The following is a 21,191-nucleotide window of genomic DNA, read 5'->3' as shown; positions in this document are numbered from 1 at the left end:
AACTCTAACTCCTAACTTCACTAAAAAGAACCTAAATATGCTTGCACGCGTAGCAAATAATTTATTCTGGATGGGCCGTTATATCGAACGCGCCGAACATCTTGCACGATATCTCAACGTAAATTATTTTTCATCTTTAGATGCTCCTAACGAAAAATCGCAATCCCGTGATCACGTGTTACACTCTCTACTATTTATGGCGAATGGTCCTGTGGATGAGGAATACGAACTTACTGAACAAAATGTTTTTTATGATATAGGAATGAGTTCAGAGCAGCCGTTCTCTATTTTGAACAGCATTAAATACGCTCGAGAAAATGCAAACGGAGCTCGTGATCTGATCTCTACTGAATTGTATGAGTCTATCAATAAGTTTTATCACTTCGTCTTAAGTTATGACAGCGACTATTTTGTAACTAAAGGCCTTTTTGACTTTACTACTCAAGTAGCCGAATCAACATCTATAATCCGTGCTAAAATACGAGGCACACTGCTGCACGACGAAGTTTATGCGATCATCATGTTAGGTGTGAATATTGAACGGGCAACGCAGGTAGTACGCATAATTCAAGCTAAATATTATGACGCACTCAATGCACAGGGAGGCTATGATAAAAAATTCAGTAAAAGTTATGAATGGACAACACTTTTAAAGTGTATTGAAGCCTATGATATGATGCGCAGGCATTATAAAAAAACACCTACCAGCTTAAGCACTTTAGAGTTTTTAATTCTAAATCCGGAATGTCCTCGTTCCGTAATGAATAGTTTAGTACAGGTAAAAAACCACATTAGTGTATTAAATGAAGATAAATATCCGGGTAAAGACACTGCAGCTTTTTTAATCGGAAAAACTCATGCTCAATATCGCTACAGGACCGTAGATACTATTGAAGGCAATGTAGAGAGTTTTATAGAAGAGATTCAAGACACCCTAATAGAGATTGCAAAAAAGATCGAAAAAGAATACTTCAATTATTGATAAATAAAAAAATATGGGTTTTTAGTGCTATTTTTGCTTAGTTAAACCCCCTATACCTTGGAATATACAATTAAATACAAAGCCGTCAACACCTATGACGCTCCGGTTGACGAGGCTTTCTGGCAGTTTTTACTTCGCCCAGAAGAGAATGAAACACAACGTGTACGTCTTTCAAAGTTTTCAAATTCAATCAACGCTGCAGTTGATGCTTCTACAAACACCTTTGGTTTTCCCATTTGTCGTGTTCATCTTAAAAAAGCGGTAGAGCGTATTAGCTTTGAAGCGAATTACATTATTAGCAAAAAACACAGTAATCCGTTTTCTGCGTTAGACAGTGTGGTAAACCCTGTTCATACCCAGCTTTTAAACAGTCTTGATTTTAAAATAGAACATGAACGTTTCTTAGGAGAAACTTCTTTAACCACATTAAAAAGAGAGGCGCTACCGTTCAAATTTTCAGATTCACGTTCTATTTTTGATAATCTTAATGAGCTCAATGCGTGGATCTACAAGAATTTTGAGTTTAAAACTCGGGTTACCGATGTTACCACTACTCCATCTGAATTTTTAGCGCAAGGCGCCGGAGTTTGTCAGGATTTCACCCATTTGTTCTTAACCATTGCACGCTTGCATCAGATTCCTGCACGATACACTTCGGGTTATTTACATCAAGGCAATGGCTATAAAGGTGACTCGCAAATGCACGCTTGGGCAGAATGTTATATTCCTGAAAAAGGTTGGTTAGGTTTTGATCCTGCAAATAATTTGATCGCGTTAGAGAATCACATTAAAGTCGCACACGGAAGAGACTACGCTGATTGCGCCCCGATCAAAGGGATTATTTACAGCAATTCTGAAAAGAATGAAACCAATTATGTCGTAGAAGTTCAGGCACGTGAAGAGAGCGAACCTGATGTTTTTATGGATTTTGAGGTTTCAGAACCATTACCTTTTGCACAGCAGTTAGCCTTTCAATCTCAATGGCAACAGCAGCAATATCAACAGCAACAACAACTTAGACAACAGCAAAATCCGTTAGATAGTTCTGAGCTGTAAAGCCACGCTTTCAATAGAAAATAGTAACTTTCAACCAAACGGTTTAGCATGATAACGAGCGATCAGATCAAAGATCTTGTGCAGCGCCTTGATGCGCTTAAAATTCACTTGGGAATAGATCAGAAACGAGTAGAAATACAGAACGAAGAAGAGAAAACCTTTGATCCTAACTTTTGGAATGACCCTAAGGAAGCGGAGCAGTTTATGCGTATGCTTCGCGAAAAAAAGAATTGGGTCAAGAATTACGAACAAGCCATAGCGCTCACCGAAGATCTTGAGGTAATGCTCGAGTTTCACAAAGAAGGTGAAGCCTCTGAAGAAGATGTTGTAAAACAGTACGATAAAGCAGTAAAACTTATTGAGGATATGGAGTTCAAAAATATGCTCTCTGATGAGGGAGATGATTTGAGCGCTGTGTTACAAATCACCGCGGGTGCCGGCGGCACCGAAAGTTGTGATTGGGCTTCTATGCTGATGCGTATGTACCTGATGTGGAGTGAAAAAAACGGCTTTAAAGTTAAAGAACTCAATTATCAGGAAGGTGATGTCGCGGGAATCAAAACCGTTACTTTAGAGATTGACGGTGCTTATGCTTTTGGCTGGTTAAAGAGTGAAAATGGTGTACACCGTTTGGTGCGTATTTCACCCTTTGATAGTAATGCTAAAAGACATACTTCATTCGCTTCAGTATATGTGTATCCTTTAGCCGATGATAGTATTGAGATTGATATCAATCCGGCGGATATTAGCTGGGATTTCGCACGATCTTCAGGTGCCGGAGGGCAAAATGTAAATAAAGTGGAGACTAAAGCCATTTTGACGCACCACCCTACCGGAATCGTGATTCACAATAGTGAAACGCGCTCTCAGCTTGAAAACCGCGAGAAAGCTATGCAAATGCTTAAATCGCAGTTGTATGAGATCGAACTGAAAAAACGCCAGGCAGCGCGTGATGAAATTGAAGCTGAGAAGAAAAGCATTGAGTGGGGATCACAAATACGCAACTATGTCTTACATCCATACAAACTTATTAAGGATGTACGTACCGGCGAAGAAACCGGAAACACCGATGCCGTTCTAGATGGCGATATTGATAGCTTCTTAAAAGCCTATTTGATGATGACCGGTCAAAAAGAAACCAGTAACGAATTATAACTATGCTTAAAATATATCATAATCCACGTTGTAGAAAAAGTCGAGAAGGCCTCGCCATTCTTGAAGAATCAGGAAAAGAATTTGACATTGTTAAATATCTAGATACGCCTCCCTCCTACATCGAGCTTGCTGCGATAATTGGTAAACTAAAAATTGAACCTATTGCTCTGGTGCGCAAGAATGAAGCCATTTGGAAAGATCAGTTTAAAGGAAAAGAATTGACTGACGAAGAAATTATTCAGGCGATGGTAGATCACCCTAAATTAATAGAACGACCTATTGTAATTCTTGATAATCAAGCGGTTTTAGGAAGACCTCCGGAAGATATTAAGAAGCTGTTAAGATAAATCGTTTTACTTTAACAATATTTTAACCCCTTTCAATTAAACCTTATTTGTTCTCATAGTCTAACAACCGAAACCTTAAAACGACTATGAAAAACAAATTTCTATTTGCCCTAATGTGTTTCTGTACCGCATTGGGCTTTTCTCAATCTACTAACTATGCCATTACCGGTACTGTAACAGATAAAGATGCCGGTATCCCTTTAGAATATGCAACGGTAACAGTTACCGATGCCAATGATGCTCAAGATGTTGAAGGAGGAATTACCGATATGGACGGTAATTTTCGTGTTGAAGTTCCGCAAGGGAGCTACACCATTAAAATCGAGTACATCTCTTTTCAGCCCATTATTTTAAATAAAACTATAAATGGCGACCTTAATTTAGGGACCGTTCAATTAGAATTTGCTGCTTCAGACTTAGATGAAGTTACTGTAGTTGCAGAAACCACTACAGTAGACATTCGTTTAGACAAAAAGATTTACAACATAGGTAAAGACCTTACTACCGCCGGTGGTACAGTAAGTGACGCGCTTAACAACGTTCCTTCAGTATCTGTTGATGTGGAAGGAAGCATCAGTTTACGTGGTAATGAAAACGTGCGTATTTTGATCAACGGTAAACCATCGGCAATTGCGGGTTATGGTTCTACCGATGTACTTAGACAACTTCCGGCAGATGCTATTGAACGCGTTGAAGTGATCACCTCTCCTTCTGCACGTTACGACGCTGAAGGAACTGCAGGAATTCTGAACATTATTCTACGTAAAGAAAAAACACTTGGATTTAATGGTTCGATCAACGGTAGTTTAGGAAATCCTGATTTGGCTAGTATTTCTGCCAACTTGAACTTGCGCACCGAAAAATTCAACATTTTTAATACTACAGGTTACCGATATTCAAGTTCTCCGGGAAATGGATATTTTGATACCCGCTACAATACCACAGATGAGATCACGCCTACTTACGAGCGTATCATTGAAGATCGCGACATTCAGCGCTTAAATCGTGGATTCAATACCAATTTAGGTCTGGAATATTATTTAGACGATCAATCTTCAATCACCGGTACTGTTTTCTATAGAAACGGAAATGACGTCGATGAAACTACAAACCTTACCCAAAGTTTTAATAATTCTTCACGTGTTTTAGAAACCTCACGTATAGAACGTCAGAAAGAAAAAGATGACCGTTATCAGTTCTCTTTAAACTACATCAACCGTTTTAATGACGAGGGGCATCAGTTAACAGCAGATTTACAGTATGCTACTAGTGATCAAACGCAAAACACACTCATAAACGAAGATATCACTTTTGATTCTGAAAATACAGACCCCATAATTGCAGAGCGTTTATTGAGTATTGAGAAACAAGATGAGTATTTAATTCAAGCAGATTACGTGCTTCCTTTTGGTGAAGGTGCGCAGTTTGAAGCAGGATACCGCGGAAATTTTGAAAACGAAATCACAGATTACCGGGTAAATCAAGAGCAAATTGCAAACTCAAACAATTTTGTTCAAAATGATACTTTGACAAACGTTTTTGATTATACTGAAAATGTAAATGCAGTGTATACGCAATTAGGAAGCAAGTTTGGAGACTTCTCTGTTCTTGCCGGTTTACGTTTAGAAAACACGCAATTGAAAGGTAAGATCGGTTCTGCTTTAACCGAAGCTGAATTGCAAGATATCTACGGCTTTGAGATCAACACTGATTTTGACAATAATTACCTAGGCCTCTTCCCTACTTTAAATGTTACCTACGAACTTAATGAACGTGAGAATATTACATTAGGTTATAACCGTCGTATCAACAGACCAAGAGGTTGGTTCTTAAATCCGTTTCCGGATAGAAGCAGCCGAAACAACGTATTTCAAGGGAATCCTAATTTACAACCGGCTTTTGCAAATGCTTATGACTTAGGTTATTTAAAGCGTTGGGATAAGTTAACCTTGACTTCATCTGTATATTTTCAGAGAGAAACAGAATCTTTTGAAGTGGTTGAAGAAATCATCGAGCTTCAAGGACAAGGTTCAAACACTAACGGTAATACCGTAATTAGAAGTATTCCGGTAAACCTATCAAGCAACGAGCGTATCGGTGCTGAATTAGGACTTTTATACAATCCGGCAAAATGGTTACGTCTTAACGGTAGTTTTAACTTCTTCCAGTTTAATACTGAAGGATTCTTTAATGATGTAGATTACAGCGCTAAAAACACCAGCTATTTTGCACGCTTCAGCTCAAAAGTTTCACTTCCTTGGAGCATAGATTGGCAAACCAATGCATTCTACCGTGGTGCTGCTCAAAACGCGCAGTCTGATACAGACGGCATCCTTTCTGTAGATATGGCGTTGAGTAAAGATTTATTTGATGAAAAAGCGACCATCTCTATGAACGTAAGCGATTTGTTTAACGGAAGAAAGCGTAGTCAAATAACGACTAACGATCTTTTTACCAGAGACAGTCAGTTTCAGTGGAGACAAAGACAAATCAACTTATCATTTGTGTATCGCTTCAACCAGCGTAAGAATGATAGACAAAACAATAGAAAATCTCCTGTCAATGACGATGACAACGAGGGAGATTACCAAAGTTAAAATACCCTTTCATTTCCCTTCAATGACGCAAAGCCATTTCGCAAGAAATGGCTTTGTTTTTTTATGGTAAAGAAAAATAGATACATAAAAAAACCTGCTTCAATCTGAAGCAGGTTTTTCACTTAAAATTATATCGAGTAATACTTATTAATTTCCGCGTTCTAATTTTTTCTTCTCACGAATTTCTTTCATTCGCTCTACAAACGCTCCACCAATCCAATAAGGTAGAATAGATACTAAAAATATCATTAACCAAAATCCCATGGTTGCGATGGTTAAAAATGCTAAGAAGCCTAAGTATTGATCAAATTCAAACATAATATGGTTTTTGTCTGGTTGCAAATTTAAGTATTCTTGTTTAAAATACACAACAGAAATTTGAAGTTATAAACATATTTATAACAGCTGCAATCGATAGTAATTATACGCAAACCTTTACTTTTGTAGAACTACTAAAATAACCAAAATGGATTATAGAATAGAAAAAGATACGCTGGGCGAAGTAAAGGTTCCGGCAGATAAAATCTGGGGTGCGCAAACAGAGCGTTCCCGCAACAATTTTAAAATTGGTAATCCCGCTTCGATGCCTTTAGAGATCGTTTACGGTTTTGCTTATCTGAAGAAAGCTGCAGCTTACACCAATCACGAATTAGGTGTTTTAGCTGAAGAAAAACGCGATCTTATCGCTCAGGTTTGTGATGAGATTTTAGAAGGAAAACACGACGACCAGTTTCCGTTAGTCATCTGGCAAACCGGTTCGGGAACTCAAAGTAATATGAATGTGAATGAGGTGATCGCAAACCGCGCTCATATTCTTGCCGGAAAAAAATTAGGTGAGGGCGATAAAACCCTTCAGCCTAATGACGATGTCAATAAATCACAATCATCTAATGACACCTTCCCTACCGGGATGCATATCGCAGCCTATAAAAAGGTGATGGAAGTTACTCTTCCGGGAGTGATCAAACTTAGAAATACGCTTAAAAAGAAATCAGATGATTTCCGCGAAGTGGTAAAAATTGGTCGCACCCATTTAATGGACGCTACACCCCTAACCTTAGGTCAGGAATTTTCGGGATACGTTTCTCAATTAGACCACGGTATCAAGGCTCTTGAGCACACATTAGATCATTTATCTGAACTTGCCCTTGGCGGAACGGCTGTAGGTACCGGTTTAAACACACCCAAAGGTTATGCAAAGTTAGTTGCTGAATATATCGCTAAGTTCACTGAGCAGCCTTTTAAAACCGCAGATAATAAGTTTGAAGCGCTTGCAGCCCACGATGCAATTGTAGAGTCTCACGGTGCTTTAAAACAACTTGCCGTTTCCCTCAATAAAATCGCAAATGATATTCGTTTGCTTGCCAGCGGACCGCGCTCAGGAATTGGTGAGATTATCATTCCGGCAAATGAACCGGGATCTTCTATTATGCCAGGGAAAGTAAATCCTACACAATGTGAAGCACTAACAATGGTTTGTGCTCAGGTAGTGGGTAATGATATGGCAATTGCTGTAGGCGGAATGCAAGGACAGTACGAACTTAACGTATTTAAACCGGTGATGGCTGCCAACTTTTTACATAGTGCGCAACTTATAGGAGATGCATGCGCTTCATTTGAAGAGCATTGTGCTGCCGGAATTGAACCGAATCATCCGCGTATCAAAACAATGCTTGAAAACTCGCTGATGCTGGTAACCGCATTAAATACCAAAATAGGTTATTATAAAGCTGCTGAAATTGCAAATACCGCACACGAGAATGGTACTACATTGCGCGAGGAAGCCGTAAATCTTGGTTACGTCACTCCTGAAGAATTTGACGAGTGGGTAAAACCTGAAGATATGGTAGGCGAACTCTAGTCGCTACATTTATAAAACTAAAAAAGGAAGCATTTTGCAATGCTTCCTTTTTTTTATGCTTATTCGGTAAATTCTTATTTGTAAAACTTCTTGTATTTAGGATATGCGAGAAGTGCAAAAACGATCACGCCTGCAAAAATACAAATGGCCTTATTCAGGTTTAGGATGTTGTCACCACTAGCATAACTGTGTAATCCTGATAACCAGAAATTGACACCAAAATAGGTCATCAAAATACTTCCGTAAGCTAAAACAGCCATTAAGTTGAAAAACCATCTTCCGCGAAGACCGGGAACTAAGCGCATATGAATTACAAAGGCGTACACCATAATACTGATCAGTGCCCAAGTTTCTTTAGGGTCCCATCCCCAGTAACGTCCCCAACTTTCGTTAGCCCATTGGCCACCTAAGAAGTTTCCTATGGTTAGCATAACAAGACCAACGGTTAGAGCCATCTCATTAATAATGGTAAGTTCTTTAATATTTAGCTCCATACGCTTCTTATTGGTTGAGTTGGTCAAAAGCATTAAGAGCAACGAAACAATTCCTAAAATCATTCCTAAAGTAAACGGGCCATAACTCGCAACGATCACCGCTACGTGAATCATCAACCAGTAACTATCAAGTACCGGTTGCAGGTTAGAGATCGCAGGGTTAAGCCAGTTCATACTCGCTCCCCAAAGAATAAAACCGGCAACAAAAGCCGTACTCGCAATGGTAAGCGAACTTTTTCTACCGAAAGCCAACCCAAAGAACATTGTAGCCCAACCTACGTATAGGATCGATTCATAAGCGTCACTCCAAGGTGCGTGCCCCGAAATATACCAGCGCCAGATAAGTCCGGCAGTGTGCAGCGCAAACAGGATTGCTACGGCGAGTCCGCTAAGACGTACCATAGTTTTAATAAAGCGATTATCTTTAAAAATGCGAATGATCACAAAAACAAACATGACTACACTGGCCAATAAATACATCCAATACAACTTGGTAAAAATGTCGTGTTTGTTATAGAAAACTTCGGCATCCACTTTATTCTGAGAAGGAATAACGGCGCTTCCGTATTTTTCTTGGAAACTCTTTATGCTTTTCAAAAACGTATCAGCTTTTGAAAAATCCCCGCTCTCATTGCCTTCTCGCAAAGCGGAAAAATAAAGCGGTAAAATCTGTTTGGTGTATAATGAGTCCATTCCTTTAAAACCAGACTCATTAAGTTCTGGGTAAGAAACCCATTTGTTATTCTCGTCATTTACCAGCGGAAAGATTTTAAGAATCTCACCACTTACTGCGCGATTGAGGAGACCTAAACGTTCTGCAATATCAATAAAATCTTTGTCAAAACTGTTTTTAACTTCCGCCTGATAAGCAGCGGTTATATAAGGATCAAGTTTGTTGCGCCCCATATTATCTATAAAATCCAAAGCACTCACATACTTCTGATCTTTAGGAACCCCGATTATTCCACGTAAACTATCGTTAGCCGGTTTTAGATAAATAAGATCTACATTATACCAGAAAAACGGAGTTTCAACCATAGATAGAAAAACCTGATCTGCTGTAAGTCCTTGATACTTGTCGCTTCGGCTGAGTTTCCTTAGAAGTTTACTAGAAAAAGTGTTTACAGGCATCATACGCCCGCCATCATCCTGAATTACCAATTTACCAAACTTTGCAGCTTCTTCCGCAGGTACTTTATTGGCCATCAAAACCGAGTCGATCTGCTGCGCTGTAGGCACAGTGTGCTGCGTTTCTTCAGCAATTGCAGCCGTCCCCGGAATAAAATCCTCAGGTTGCTCTTCAACTACCTTGGTGTTTCCATTTTCAACGACCACTTCTTGTTCCTGCGCGTGTAAGGCCGTTCCGCTGAAAGCGATCAAAGCAGCAATAACACTAAGTTTAGCCTTTTTAGCCTTTACTTTATCTAAACGCACTTTGAGATCGCCAAAACGACTTCCTTTATCAAAAAGAATGATCATTAGACCTAAGTACAACAAAAAATACCCTATGTATGTGATCCAAGTTCCAACCATATCGTGATTTACCGAAAGTACAGTACCCAGTTCGTCAGGATCAAAACTCGCTTGAAAAAAGCGATAGCCCTTGTGATCCAGTACGTGATTCATGTAAATATCATAGTCAAAAGTGTCCTGCGGACCGTTAATTACTGTGATCTCGCTCTCGTAAGAAGAGTACACATTGGTAGTTCCGGGATAACGCTCAGCGATAAAATCATTCAGCTTTATAGAAAATGGAAGTTCTTGTGCAAGGCTTCCGTAGGCCATATGAAATTTAAGATCACCAATATCTGTAGATACCATCTCGTTGTTATAACCTTTTCCTCCTAACAGGCCTACAGTCTCCTGACCATCTGCAGTAGTCACGGTTACAAAAAGCGCATCTGCCTGACCTTTTTGCTTTGGGAAGGCTTCAACAATCCCGTTTGTTCCTTTGATCACAGGATCAGGAATCACAAACTGCATCCCGCCCAATTGATACAATGCGCGCAGCTTAAGTTCTTGAACGCTGTCTTTAGCAACTGCATAATCGGTTTGCGTTGCCATTACCCGCGTGCTTCCTTCAAAAGGCGTATCAATCGTATAATTCTCACCATCATAACTAATATTGATCGCACCCTCTGTAGGTTGATTTAGCGCAAAAAGCATATTGTGAATGCTCGCCACCTGCCCTTCTTCAAGATAATGTTCGTGTCGCTGTCCATCTCCGGCTTCAACGATTTTCAATTGGGCTTTTCCATCAGTAGTTTCGATAAGGCCTTCTTCTGCCCCATCTATAAATTTTGAAAAAGAAATAGTTACCGGTTTTCCGTCAAAATCGGTTTCCCAGTCAAAGCTGTTATCTAAACGTGTAGATAAATTTAGACGCTTCGGCTCGAGTTTTCTTCGCATAGGAGCACCGTCGCGTTCCCCATCAATAAAGACATTGAGATATGTTTTTTCGCTTAAAAACGTATTCTGAGTTTCCCCCTCACGAATAGGCATCACCCCTTCAAAACCAATATATCTCGTCCAGGCTGCACCAAAAATGATCAGAATAAAGGCGGCGTGAAATACCAGCGTTGACCATTTTTCTTTACGCCACAGCCTGAATTTCCAAATATTACCAACAAAGTTGACGATAAATAAAATGTGAATTAATTCAAACCACCAGGCTTCATAGACCAGTTCGCGAGTATATGGGGTTGGTGAAGTTTCTTGGCCTGCGTCAAGGATGGTCCCGGTTGCCATCGCTACAGCATAAACAATAAATAAAACGGCCATTAAGCGGGTAGAAAATAGAAAATCTGCAATACGTTTTTGCATGATAAATGTGCAATTTTTTGATGGCGCGAAGATACGAAACAAAAGAGCATTAATAAAGCTTTAACGCCAGCTATTGTCTAGTGTTTTTGCCGTTTTTATGTATTTTTGGAGCGTGATTTCAGTTTCAATAATTGGCACCGGTAATGTGGCTTTTCATCTCGCAAAAGCCTTGAGCACGTCTCAATGCGCTAAGCTGCAGTTCATTGCCGGAAGATCCACAACGCAATTAACCGACTTTAAAGCCTTTGCGGAAGTAAGCACCCAAGTAAGCGATACCTTCCATTCAGACCTAATTATTCTAGCAGTAAGCGATAATGCTATTGGGGAAATTGCCGAAAAATTGCAACACACTAATGGTCTTTTGGTACATACTTCCGGGAGTACTGCAATGGATGTTTTAGCTCCTAAAACCCGCATTGGCGCATGTTATCCTTTACAGACATTTTCTAAAAGTAAAGAGCTGAATTATAGCAAAATACCGTTTTTACTTGAAGCGAATCATCAAGAGGATTATGCATTGCTTGAAAAGCTTTTGGGTAGCTTGAATGCACCTGTTCATCAGATGAATTCTAAGGACCGTGCTTCAATACATCTAGCGGCAGTTTTCAGCAATAATTTTACGAATCATATTTTAACCGAAGCAGCGCAACTTTGTAATCAGCATCAGGTTTCTTTTGAGCTGTTAAAACCGCTATTAGAAGAAACGCTAGAGAAAGCATTTTTAAACGGTCCCGAAAACAGCCAGACCGGACCTGCAAAGCGTCACGATACGCAAACCATTCAAAAGCAGCTTGAGGCGTTAAAGACTCCTGAGCAGCAAAAATTATATTCCACATTAACCAAGGCAATACAAAACTATTATGAGCGATAAAAGCTATAAAGAATACTTAAGAGACATCACAACCTTCATTTTTGACGTAGATGGCGTGATGACCGACGGATCATTAATGATTAATACCGAAGGCGAAATGTTTAGAACGATGAACGTTAAAGATGGGTATGCGATCAAATGTGCTTTAGATAACGGTTATAATATCTGCATTATCAGTGGCGGAACCAATGAAGGGGTTCGTAATAGACTTGCAGCACTAGGTGTGACTGACATTCATTTAGGCGTACACACTAAGATGAAGCAGTTCTCTAAATACATTGAAGATAAAAACATCAAACCTGAAAATGTATTGTATATGGGTGACGATATTCCTGATTATCCTGTGATGAAAGAAGTTGGGCTACCCACTTGTCCACAAGATGCTGTAAAAGAAATTAAAGAAGTTGCTAAATATGTTTCTCACAAAAAAGGCGGAAAAGGCTGTGTTAGAGATGTGATCGAACAAGTGCTTAAAGTGCAGAACAACTGGATGAATTATTTTGACGCAGGTTTAAAACAGCACTAGATAAAACTTAAACTACTACCTAAATTCTAAGCTACCGTTCAAGGTGGCTTATTTATTTTGATAGCCCGTTATGGCAGCTTCAAGCACGTGTTGCGCTGCATCTTTATCTCCAAAACCTTTGGAAACCATTTTAGACGGACCTTTATAATTGCTGAACCAAAGCTTTATGATATCAGCGACTCCATTATACGTGGCCTCAAGATCCTGTAAAGAGTCTAATTGATAAAAAGGAGAATCTTTTGCCACTGCGATCAACTTGTCGTCCTGCTCTCCGCGATCTTGAAGGTATAAAACGCCAATGATCTTACATATAATAACGCTTCCGCGATTTACGGGACTGCCCAAAACAAGAATATCAAGGGGATCACCATCTCCTCCATCTTTCTCAGCAAGCAGTGTTTGCGGGATAAAACCATAATTACCGGGATAACCTATATAATTTACGATTCGACCGGTACCGTCAACCTGCTCCCATTCTATGATTCCTGAGGTTTTATTGACTTCCCATTTCTGTTCTGTGCCTGCCGGAATTTCTATAACCGCATTTACACTTCCATCTTCGGCAATTGCAGGATAATCGGTAAGCAGGTTTTCTTCAGTAGAAGTCTTACAGGAAAATATGGCAACTAGTGCGAATACTATACAGGTTAATCTAATGATCATCAGTCAAATTTTAAATCATACTGGTAATACTCGGCAAGCTTTTGCGCTTCTGTCTTGGTTAGTTGAATTACAGCTCCGTGTTTGGGCGAACTAAAATTAGTAGTTTTCATTTTCCCCTCGTTGAAATGCCCTATATCTTCAAAATTTTTAAAGTCGGTGGTTTCTACAAATCCAAAATTATGCGGATTGATACTGTAAATATCGTACATCAACACAAAGGAATCAGTGCCTATGCGCTGCCATACATTAGGCGCCTCGCACGAACCCGGTTCCATATCAATCCACTCAGGATTATAAACATATCCGGAATTTATTGCGTCTGAAAAGGCCATTTTTATCCCTATAGGATTTTCTTGAGCGACATACATCATGCAAAATCTACCGTCAGGCATTTTAGTGATATCAGCATCTAATACCTGAATAGAGGCATCAGGATATTCAAAGAGTTGCTTCGGCTGAGTTTCTAAAGCAGTAAAATCTTCATTCGCATACGAATAATAGAGTTTGGTCAAGCCGTGCTCCATACGCATCGTGTAATAAACCATCATTTTTCCTTCTTCAGGATCATAAATACTTTGAGGGGCCCAAGCGCAGCCTATTTCATCAAAACCTTCAAAGTTCTCATTAAACAGAAAATTACTGTGCGTCCAATGAATTAAATCAAAAGATTTCATCATTACAAATCCTCTATTATTTCCCCAATCATAGTCTTCAATAGGACGCTCCCAGGTGGTATCTCTATACCCTAGATCTTTCGCAAAAAGATGCAGATCAGTCATCACCACATAAAAAGCGCCATCAGGCCCACGTGAAATATGCGGGTCCCGAATTCCTTTTTGACTTGCAATGGTATCGCCTGCAACTATGGGATTTCCTTCATTGATATCTGTAAAAGAATATCCGTCTGTACTAAATGCCATATGCAAGCTATGCGTATCATCTTTAAAATAGGTAAGCAAATAGGCCTGCGTTGCAGTGGAGTCTGCTACAGATTCAGCGGTTTCGTCTGTTCTATTGTAAGTCGCATTATTTTTGCAAGCGGTCAACACCATAAGCAGAAGAGCAAACGGCAGATAAAGTTTTGTGGTCATTAATTATATGATTTTTATATCAGCGTTGAGACTTAAAATGGTTTTGATGAAATCGTCATTATTTTGCGGACTTATATAAATTTCATCATAGAGATTGTACTTAATGATAAGCCCCTTTCTTGCGGTTGCAGGCTTACGCCCTACCCATAGGGTTTTATCTCTAATGATCTCTCGAATATCTTTTAAGGGAATAGAACCGGTTAATGGACCCGATTTATATTTTAACAAAGAAGCTGACAAAGAATAGGAAGTGCCAAAATAAAACCAAATAAAAAGTAAAGAAGTTGGCGTTATACCTAACAGATACCAATACCAACCCGTTGCACTACCCGAATCTGAAAACACACCAATTAACACAAAAAGGGTGATCAGCACGAGCAGAATGCTGAAAAATAAGGGATCTTTTCTACTTTTAAAATTCATAATAAAGGTTAAGTTAACTAAAAAAAGGCTGCAATTTTAAAATTGCAGCCTTTTTAAGTTTTTCCAAGTCTTGGATCTCTTATATGAGATATTTAGATTGAATTACATTAGCATGATGAATCTCGTGCCCGCAAATTATAAAGCCTGCAGCTCTAGTGGTCAACGTGGCATCGCTGGCTGTTCCTTTAAAAGCCAAAGCTTCTTCATCAAAATGCTTAAACAAACTAATCGTACAATCTCTTACGAGTGCATACTCATCTAGTAATTCGTGCATTTGTCTTTGGTTTGCTCGAGATGGCGTTATATAATCATCTTGCTCAAATCCCGGTAGCGGCGTACGATCTCCCCTACCTATTCGCAATGCGCGGTAACAAAAAATACGCTCGGTATCAATTACGTGTTGCAATACTTCTAAAATGGTCCATTTTCCATATTGGTAGGCATACGACCATTTATCTTCAGGGATATCATCATAAAAAGCTATGTTTTTTTCCTTCCCTTCAATCAAAGCATCTAACAATAATTGATCAGGTTTAACGAGTTCTACATAATTCTTGTAGAACGCGTTAAACTCACTATGATCAAGATCTATAACTTTAGCCATTATGCTGAATTACGACTCGCATTAATATTTCCGAATAAAGAGCGCGTCACCATTTTCTCAAACATTTCTAGCTTTTTCTCATCCGGATTTTCTTCGCGTTGCATTTCTTGAATTTTCTTCAATGCAAATTGCTGAATGGTCAACAATGGCAATACGATACGCTCCCGTTCTTGAATTGAAGCCTTACCTGCCTGCTCATCTTCCATAAGTTCGCTGTAACCGGTAACTTTTAGCAATACGCGTTTACTACGCTCATATTCTTCATAAATAAGCTCCCAGAATGCTCCAAACTCAGGATCATCTTTCATATAAGCCGTAAGTGCGAAGAATGATTTGGTCAAACTCATCATACTGTTTTCTAGTAAAGTTCTAAAGAACATGCTATTGTTGTATAATGATTGCACGCGATCAAACTCACCACGCTCCTCTAATTTTTCGATTGCAGTACCTACACCAAAAAATCCGGGAACGTTTTGCTTCAATTGTGACCAAGATCCTACAAAGGGAATCGCACGTAGATCAGAGAAATCCAGTTTATCGCTTCCGCCACGCTTACTAGGACGGCTACCAATGTTAGTCTTCGCATAGAATTTCAAAGTACTCATACGCTCTAAATATCCTAAGAATTTAGGGTGCGCTTTGAAGTCAGAATATGCTTTGTAGCTGATTTCTGCAAGCTCTTCCATCGTCTTACGATCTTCATCCGGGAATGCTTTTGTTTTTTGAGAAAAGACTCCGTTAAAGATCCCTGAACTTAACAACTGCTCTAAGTTGTACTGGCAAGAGTCTGGCGTACCAAAGTTTGAACTAATGGTCTGCCCTTGAACAGTAACCTGAATTTCTTCATCTTCAATTGTATCTCCTAAAGAAGCGTAGAACTGGTGCGTTTTACCACCACCACGTGCTGGTGGTCCACCTCTACCATCAAAGAAAATTACTTTAATTCCAAATTCCCTCGAAACCTGCGTAAGCTCTTCTTTCGCTTTAAAAATACTCCAGTTCGCCATTAGGTATCCTCCATCTTTAGTACCATCACTAAAGCCTAGCATAATGGTTTGCTTCATATTACGCTTTTTCAAATGCGCAGCATAAGCCGGATTGGTGTACAAGCCACGCATAACTTCTTTAGCGATTTTTAAATCAGGAACCGTCTCAAATAAAGGCACAATGTCAACAGTAGGATCTTCCCAACCGGTAAGATGTATCATAGAGAACGCCTGCATTACATTGAGCCCGGTCTGGTTGTTACTAATAATGTAACGATTACAACTACGCTCGCCGTTTTGCTTCTGAATATCTTGCATCGCATAAATACTTTCTAAAGTTTTACGAGCAATATCATCTTGCAGGGTTGAAGGATCAACAGAACCTTTTACATCCTGAAGTACTTTAATTTGTTCTTCTTCTGAAAGTTCAAGATAATTATCTGGGAAAATACCCAAGTTATCCTTAGCACATTGCTTTACGATCTCTTCCATAACGTGCATATGCACACGACTATCCTGACGAATGTCTAGCACAGCAAAGTGATAACCAAACATTTTTACTTTATTCAGAATATCATCAATTTCTTCTAGGAATAAGCTTTCGTGGCGCTCAACTACGATTTTACGTATACGAAGCAGGGTAGTTTCTAATTCTTCAAGGGACACAGTAACCTCGTCTCCCGGAAGGAAAATACTCTCATATAGCCGTTTTTCTAAATCTGCAAGCGGTTCTTCGGTTCCTACAAAAGTGATGCGGCGGCGAAGACTGCGTATATCGCGATAGTAGTTCTTAATAATGGTGTTACGTAAACGTGCAGCAACCTTTAAGGTGATTTCGGTAGTTACAAATGGGTTTCCGTCACGGTCACCTCCAGGCCAGAATCCTAAGTCGATTACTTCGTTATCAAAAGCTTCTCCTTTAAAAACATTCTGACGTACGTAATTGTAAATATGGCTTGAGGCCTTGTAAAATACATTCTCAAGATACCAGATTAAACTTACTGCTTCATCGTATGGCGTAGGTTTTTCTTTCTTAAAAAATGGTGTTTTACCTAATTGAGACAACAACTTCTTAATCATCTCAACATTGTTTTCATTAATGGCTTTACTCAAGTCATTAATGATCCCCAATACAGCTCCCGGATAAAATTGTGTAGGGTGTGCTGTAAGAACAGGTCTTATTTTAAAATCCTGAAGATAGGCTTTAAGCTCTTCGGTTTTTGATTGCGCTTCTGCCTCTTCTTTAATGTTACGAAGAGTTCCGCGCCCGTCCATATTATTTACGGTACGATAGGCTGCATCTTCGATTGCATCAAAGAGTACCACCTGACGCTCTATATATTGAATAAATCTAAAGAGCAAGTCATAGCGCTCCTCTTCAGAGACATCACGTTGATACTTATCAAAGAAGTAATTAACGATTTTTTCTGGGTTGTAATGCTTATCATAACCACGGGTACAAATACGATCAAAAAGTGGCAAAAGCACTCCGGTATCGGTTATTCCGTGGAATGGTAAGGTCATGAACAAGCTGTTATAGACCTGATATTTGGATTTTACCAGGTTATTAAAGCGTTCTAATTTTGGTTGTCTGGACATAAATAGTCTGGTTTTAGAATAAAAAAACCCTTTGTCAACAAAGCCAAAGGGTATATTATAAAAATATGCTTTGGTTTACTTTACAAATCTTGAAAAATACTATGCATTAAACGTTTCTTATCGTTAATGCTTTCATCAAGAGAAATCATTGTTTCAGTACGGTACACCCCTTCAATATCATCTAACATAAAGATAATATTTTTAGCGTGCTCTGTATTCTTCGCACGTACCTTACAGAAAATATTAAACTTGCCTGTAGTTACGTGCGCTACCGTAACATAAGGAATTTGGTTAATACGCTCCAAAACAAATGTGGTTTGACTGGTCTTATTTATATAAATACCTACGTAAGCAATGAAAGAATAGCCAAGTTTTGCATAGTCAAGCGTTAAGGATGACCCCACAATAATACCTGCTTCTTCCATCTTTTTTACACGTACGTGAACAGTACCTGCAGATATCAACAACTTCTTTGCTATATCTGTAAAAGGAGTTCGGGTATTCTCAATCAGCATATCTAAGATTTGATGATCAACCTCGTCTAATTTGAATTTTGCCATTATTAAGTAATTAAATTATATATAAATCAAAAATAATATAAAATCACTGAATAATTCATAATAAATTGTTGCTTTTTACCGAAAACGTTGTAGGTAAATTACTATTTGCTTGAAGATTCTCAAGATTTGTCCCTACTTCTAGTTGCATTCCTTCTGGAATTTGAATTTCTTTTTGATGAAAATTCAACTCCTTATGCCCCACAAAATCATCTAAATCAGCGATCTGGGCTATTTTAGGTACAAAATACAAGGTACCATTCTTTAAAGTTTCTTCATATTGAATAGCCATATCGGTTACTCCAATTTGGGGAATATTCACATTGCGAATTATGCAATCAAAGTAGCACTTTTTGTTCTCCGGAATAGCGAAATACGAATTTGAGTCCCCTATTTCTTCAGATTTGAGCAATAAAACCGACTCAAAAACGCGAATTAATGATAAAAACATAAAACATCTGGTCTGCTCCCGCTCGTAATCTCCGGGAAAATGACCAGCTTCAAACAAGATGGTAGGTATATTTAATTGCTGCAAGGTATCCCCCACACAGTTAAGATTAAATCCATCATCATAACGCCCCACACTTCCCGGAATAAATTGCTGAAGCATTTCATTTAGATCACTTATAATAGACATTCCTATTTTTCTAGATGCCGTCACGGTGCGCAATTCATCCTGAGATGGTGATAAAAAGGATACTATAGCGCTCTTGGCCGGACTTCCTACACCAAATATGGTGCGCTGTCCGTGTAGATTAAGACAGTAATCAGGTTTGATCGAAGTATAAGCCTCCTTAAGAATACAACTCTCTGGCTGGGTCAAGTTCTGCGCATCTCTATTTAAATCTACCTGATTGGCATTAACACGAGTATATGCCTCAGCGCCGTCAGGATTGAGCATAGGGATCATAGTAAACGTGCACGCATTTAAAAGGTGCTTAACCACAGTTTGATCCTGATGTGCAGCAAACCACCTAAAAAGGTCAAATAAAGCTTTGGTTGTGGTGCTTTCATTCCCATGCATTTGAGACCAACCTAAGATCTGAATAGGACCGGTACCAAAAGTTACCGATTGTATCAGACGCTTCTCAACAGAATAGCCCAAACTTTTTACTTGAAACAGCTGTGGAAGTTGATCAATTAGCGGTTGTATATGTGAAGTAGTAATGTAACGCCCAAACAAGGCTTTCTCGTGATGAAGCTTATGCCAATCACGCAAAGTGGTATAATTCATAAGGATTTAAATAAGTCACAAATGTAAACATTCGAGATGTTACAAATGTAAACAGAAAGCTATTACTCACTTGTTTACATTGATAAACAACATGGTTTAATAGTAAACAACACAAAAGGAATTATTCCAAAGAGCACTTTTAATTATAATAATAAGCTTTTTTACAGTTATTTAGATTGTTCTTATTAAGCCAAAGCTTCAATTGAAAATACATCTGTTCACAAATGTAATTTTACAATTGTATTTATATTATTTACATTTGTAATGTAATTTAGTTACTATATAATTTACAATGGTAAACAGCGAATTATTTACTAAAAGGCTTCAGAAAATAATGGATGAGTACGATTTGAACGCTACTTCATTTGCTGATGCTATTGATGTGGGGCGCTCTTCGATCTCTCATATTATTTCCGGCAGAAATAAACCAAGTCTAGAATTTGTAATGAAGATCATTGAGGCCTTCCCTGAAGTAGAGCTGTACTGGCTCTTAAATGGCAAAGGAAGCTTTCCTAAAAGTCAAGTCACAAAACGAGCTCCTATTGCGAGTTCGCAGCTTACAGCAAACTTTGATGATGAACCGGTAGCGCTAGCTTCTAATTCCACAGATGCTTCAAGCACTACTCAGCCAACTCCAGACACTAGTCCTTCAACTAAATCAGATATTGAGCGTATCGTGATCTTCTATAAGGATGGAACCTTTAAAAGTTTCAATCCATAATCGCCAGAATGTTTATTCTTCGCTAACTTTGGCATAACCAAAATAATGTGATCTCCTATGCGGTATTTTTGCTTTTTGCTGCTCGCAATGCTTCTTCTCAACTCGTGTTATAATCCTGAACGCAATTGCACCGATTTTAAGACGGGCTCCTTTGAGTTTGAGACCTATTTGGATGGCGAAGTTGTAAAGACAACATTTACGCGTAATGACACCTTAGAAATTGATTATTATAAAGGTCAAGCAGACTCTTCAAGCATTCGTTGGATCAATGATTGTGAATATATTGCGAAAAAGATCAACCCTCAAAGTATGATGGATCGCAAGGCGCTACATTTTAAAATTCTTACAACTCAAGGTAACTCCTACACTTTTGAATATGCCTTGGTTGGAGACTCTAAAAAACAAAAAGGTACTGCTGTAAAAGTCAAATAGTTTGATTTACTTAAAATCTGAATATTTGATTATATAACGCAAAAGCATCTGTTTAAACTTTGTACTATATTTATCCTGTTTTATAAATGATGTATTTTACTCATCATTTATAAAACAGGATAAATCCTAAAGGCAATTATTAGAAACGAATTTTTAATTTCGAGGCATC

Annotated in this window: 19 protein-coding genes; 10 read left to right on the top strand and 9 right to left on the bottom strand. The window is 38.7% G+C overall.

The genetic code is table 11. From position 1 onward, the window contains the following. Positions 1 to 37 precede the first annotated feature (37 nt). The 5 genes from LDL79_RS15920 to LDL79_RS15900 all read left to right on the top strand — a co-directional run bounded on the left by LDL79_RS15920 (position 38) and on the right by LDL79_RS15900 (position 6,137). Positions 38 to 982: an alpha-E domain-containing protein gene (locus LDL79_RS15920; RefSeq protein WP_072982028.1), complete on the top strand. Its 945-nt coding sequence runs from the start codon at positions 38 to 40 to the stop codon at positions 980 to 982. Positions 983 to 1,039: 57 nt separating this feature from the next. Further along, a complete protein-coding gene (locus LDL79_RS15915) occupies positions 1,040 to 2,038 on the top strand; it encodes a transglutaminase-like domain-containing protein (protein WP_225598437.1) in 999 nt (332 codons plus the stop codon). Positions 2,039 to 2,086: 48 nt separating this feature from the next. Then, entirely contained in the window at positions 2,087 to 3,193 is a 1,107-nt protein-coding gene (gene prfB, locus LDL79_RS15910; RefSeq protein WP_225598436.1) for a peptide chain release factor 2, read from the top strand. A 2-nt stretch (positions 3,194 to 3,195) separates the two neighbouring features. Continuing rightward, entirely contained in the window at positions 3,196 to 3,540 is a 345-nt protein-coding gene (arsC, locus tag LDL79_RS15905; protein ID WP_072982022.1) for an arsenate reductase (glutaredoxin), read from the top strand. An 86-nt stretch (positions 3,541 to 3,626) separates the two neighbouring features. Next, positions 3,627 to 6,137, top strand: a complete 2,511-nt coding sequence (locus LDL79_RS15900) for a TonB-dependent receptor (RefSeq protein WP_072982020.1) — start codon at positions 3,627 to 3,629, stop codon at positions 6,135 to 6,137. 147 nt (positions 6,138 to 6,284) lie between these two features. On the opposite strand, the gene LDL79_RS15895 is transcribed toward LDL79_RS15900, so the two are convergent. Continuing rightward, positions 6,285 to 6,455 (bottom strand): hypothetical protein, encoded by a 171-nt coding sequence (locus LDL79_RS15895; protein ID WP_009780232.1) that lies wholly within the window; start codon positions 6,453 to 6,455, stop codon positions 6,285 to 6,287. A gap of 148 nt (positions 6,456 to 6,603) precedes the next feature. On the opposite strand from LDL79_RS15895, the gene fumC reads away from it, so the two are divergent. Continuing rightward, positions 6,604 to 7,998 (top strand): class II fumarate hydratase, encoded by a 1,395-nt coding sequence (gene fumC, locus LDL79_RS15890; protein WP_225598435.1) that lies wholly within the window; start codon positions 6,604 to 6,606, stop codon positions 7,996 to 7,998. Positions 7,999 to 8,072: 74 nt separating this feature from the next. Here fumC and ccsA read toward each other — a convergent pair whose 3' ends face one another. After that, on the bottom strand, positions 8,073 to 11,315 hold the full coding sequence (gene ccsA / locus LDL79_RS15885) for a cytochrome c biogenesis protein CcsA (RefSeq protein WP_225598434.1): 3,243 nt from the start codon (positions 11,313 to 11,315) through the stop codon (positions 8,073 to 8,075). Between the two features lie 73 nt (positions 11,316 to 11,388). On the opposite strand from ccsA, the gene LDL79_RS15880 reads away from it, so the two are divergent. Together LDL79_RS15880 and LDL79_RS15875 are read left to right on the top strand one after the other, a co-directional pair. Next, complete coding sequence (locus tag LDL79_RS15880) at positions 11,389 to 12,186, top strand: Rossmann-like and DUF2520 domain-containing protein (RefSeq protein ID WP_225598433.1); 798 nt, start codon at positions 11,389 to 11,391, stop codon at positions 12,184 to 12,186. Continuing rightward, on the top strand, positions 12,176 to 12,712 hold the full coding sequence (locus LDL79_RS15875; RefSeq protein ID WP_225598432.1) for a KdsC family phosphatase: 537 nt from the start codon (positions 12,176 to 12,178) through the stop codon (positions 12,710 to 12,712). Before LDL79_RS15880 ends, LDL79_RS15875 begins: the two co-directional genes overlap by 11 nt. A gap of 48 nt (positions 12,713 to 12,760) precedes the next feature. Here the strand turns inward: LDL79_RS15875 and LDL79_RS15870 are convergent, their stop codons facing one another. The 7 genes from LDL79_RS15870 to LDL79_RS15840 form a co-directional block, all read right to left on the bottom strand. Next, positions 12,761 to 13,375, bottom strand: a complete 615-nt coding sequence (locus tag LDL79_RS15870) for an inorganic diphosphatase (protein ID WP_225598431.1) — start codon at positions 13,373 to 13,375, stop codon at positions 12,761 to 12,763. Then, positions 13,375 to 14,466, bottom strand: coding sequence for a glycoside hydrolase family 43 protein (locus LDL79_RS15865; protein WP_225598430.1), 1,092 nt, complete (start codon positions 14,464 to 14,466; stop codon positions 13,375 to 13,377). The genes LDL79_RS15870 and LDL79_RS15865 overlap by 1 nt, the downstream gene beginning before the upstream one ends. A gap of 3 nt (positions 14,467 to 14,469) precedes the next feature. After that, the gene (locus tag LDL79_RS15860) at positions 14,470 to 14,889 is read right to left on the bottom strand and encodes a PH domain-containing protein (protein WP_072982009.1); all 420 of its coding nucleotides are present in this window, start codon (positions 14,887 to 14,889) and stop codon (positions 14,470 to 14,472) included. Positions 14,890 to 14,968: 79 nt separating this feature from the next. Continuing rightward, positions 14,969 to 15,493 (bottom strand): DinB family protein, encoded by a 525-nt coding sequence (locus tag LDL79_RS15855; RefSeq protein WP_072982007.1) that lies wholly within the window; start codon positions 15,491 to 15,493, stop codon positions 14,969 to 14,971. After that, positions 15,493 to 18,078 (bottom strand): phosphoenolpyruvate carboxylase, encoded by a 2,586-nt coding sequence (locus LDL79_RS15850; RefSeq protein ID WP_072982006.1) that lies wholly within the window; start codon positions 18,076 to 18,078, stop codon positions 15,493 to 15,495. Before LDL79_RS15850 ends, LDL79_RS15855 begins: the two co-directional genes overlap by 1 nt. A gap of 80 nt (positions 18,079 to 18,158) precedes the next feature. After that, the gene (locus tag LDL79_RS15845; RefSeq protein ID WP_009780242.1) at positions 18,159 to 18,638 is read right to left on the bottom strand and encodes an Lrp/AsnC family transcriptional regulator; all 480 of its coding nucleotides are present in this window, start codon (positions 18,636 to 18,638) and stop codon (positions 18,159 to 18,161) included. A gap of 55 nt (positions 18,639 to 18,693) precedes the next feature. Next, entirely contained in the window at positions 18,694 to 19,869 is a 1,176-nt protein-coding gene (locus LDL79_RS15840; RefSeq protein WP_225598429.1) for a M14 family zinc carboxypeptidase, read from the bottom strand. A 292-nt stretch (positions 19,870 to 20,161) separates the two neighbouring features. Between LDL79_RS15840 and LDL79_RS15835 the strand changes: the two genes are divergently transcribed. Then, complete coding sequence (locus tag LDL79_RS15835; RefSeq protein ID WP_225598428.1) at positions 20,162 to 20,590, top strand: helix-turn-helix domain-containing protein; 429 nt, start codon at positions 20,162 to 20,164, stop codon at positions 20,588 to 20,590. A 57-nt stretch (positions 20,591 to 20,647) separates the two neighbouring features. After that, on the top strand, positions 20,648 to 21,022 hold the full coding sequence (locus LDL79_RS15830; RefSeq protein WP_225598427.1) for a DNA topoisomerase IV: 375 nt from the start codon (positions 20,648 to 20,650) through the stop codon (positions 21,020 to 21,022). Positions 21,023 to 21,191: the final 169 nt, after the last annotated feature.

Source organism: Leeuwenhoekiella palythoae, from assembly GCF_020310025.1.
In the GTDB taxonomy this organism is placed as follows: Bacteria; Bacteroidota; Bacteroidia; order Flavobacteriales; family Flavobacteriaceae; genus Leeuwenhoekiella; species Leeuwenhoekiella palythoae.
Note: the sequence above shows the minus strand (reverse complement) of the source record. Positions and strands in the feature narration are given on the sequence as shown.

What these genes read in the sequence shown, in the direction of transcription:
- LDL79_RS15900 (WP_072982020.1), top strand. Translation starts at nt 3,627, where the DNA reads ATGAAAAACAAATTTCTATTTGCCCTAATGTGTTTCTGTACCGCATTG.
- LDL79_RS15835 (WP_225598428.1), top strand. Translation starts at nt 20,162, where the DNA reads ATGGTAAACAGCGAATTATTTACTAAAAGGCTTCAGAAAATAATGGAT.
- LDL79_RS15865 (WP_225598430.1), bottom strand. Translation starts at nt 14,466, where the DNA reads ATGACCACAAAACTTTATCTGCCGTTTGCTCTTCTGCTTATGGTGTTG.
- LDL79_RS15840 (WP_225598429.1), bottom strand. Translation starts at nt 19,869, where the DNA reads ATGAATTATACCACTTTGCGTGATTGGCATAAGCTTCATCACGAGAAA.
- LDL79_RS15850 (WP_072982006.1), bottom strand. Translation starts at nt 18,078, where the DNA reads ATGTCCAGACAACCAAAATTAGAACGCTTTAATAACCTGGTAAAATCC.
- LDL79_RS15875 (WP_225598432.1), top strand. Translation starts at nt 12,176, where the DNA reads ATGAGCGATAAAAGCTATAAAGAATACTTAAGAGACATCACAACCTTC.
- LDL79_RS15920 (WP_072982028.1), top strand. Translation starts at nt 38, where the DNA reads ATGCTTGCACGCGTAGCAAATAATTTATTCTGGATGGGCCGTTATATC.
- LDL79_RS15895 (WP_009780232.1), bottom strand. Translation starts at nt 6,455, where the DNA reads ATGTTTGAATTTGATCAATACTTAGGCTTCTTAGCATTTTTAACCATC.
- LDL79_RS15870 (WP_225598431.1), bottom strand. Translation starts at nt 13,375, where the DNA reads ATGATCATTAGATTAACCTGTATAGTATTCGCACTAGTTGCCATATTT.
- arsC (WP_072982022.1), top strand. Translation starts at nt 3,196, where the DNA reads ATGCTTAAAATATATCATAATCCACGTTGTAGAAAAAGTCGAGAAGGC.
- LDL79_RS15845 (WP_009780242.1), bottom strand. Translation starts at nt 18,638, where the DNA reads ATGGCAAAATTCAAATTAGACGAGGTTGATCATCAAATCTTAGATATG.
- LDL79_RS15860 (WP_072982009.1), bottom strand. Translation starts at nt 14,889, where the DNA reads ATGAATTTTAAAAGTAGAAAAGATCCCTTATTTTTCAGCATTCTGCTC.
- LDL79_RS15830 (WP_225598427.1), top strand. Translation starts at nt 20,648, where the DNA reads ATGCGGTATTTTTGCTTTTTGCTGCTCGCAATGCTTCTTCTCAACTCG.
- LDL79_RS15855 (WP_072982007.1), bottom strand. Translation starts at nt 15,493, where the DNA reads ATGGCTAAAGTTATAGATCTTGATCATAGTGAGTTTAACGCGTTCTAC.
- fumC (WP_225598435.1), top strand. Translation starts at nt 6,604, where the DNA reads ATGGATTATAGAATAGAAAAAGATACGCTGGGCGAAGTAAAGGTTCCG.
- prfB (WP_225598436.1), top strand. Translation starts at nt 2,087, where the DNA reads ATGATAACGAGCGATCAGATCAAAGATCTTGTGCAGCGCCTTGATGCG.
- ccsA (WP_225598434.1), bottom strand. Translation starts at nt 11,315, where the DNA reads ATGCAAAAACGTATTGCAGATTTTCTATTTTCTACCCGCTTAATGGCC.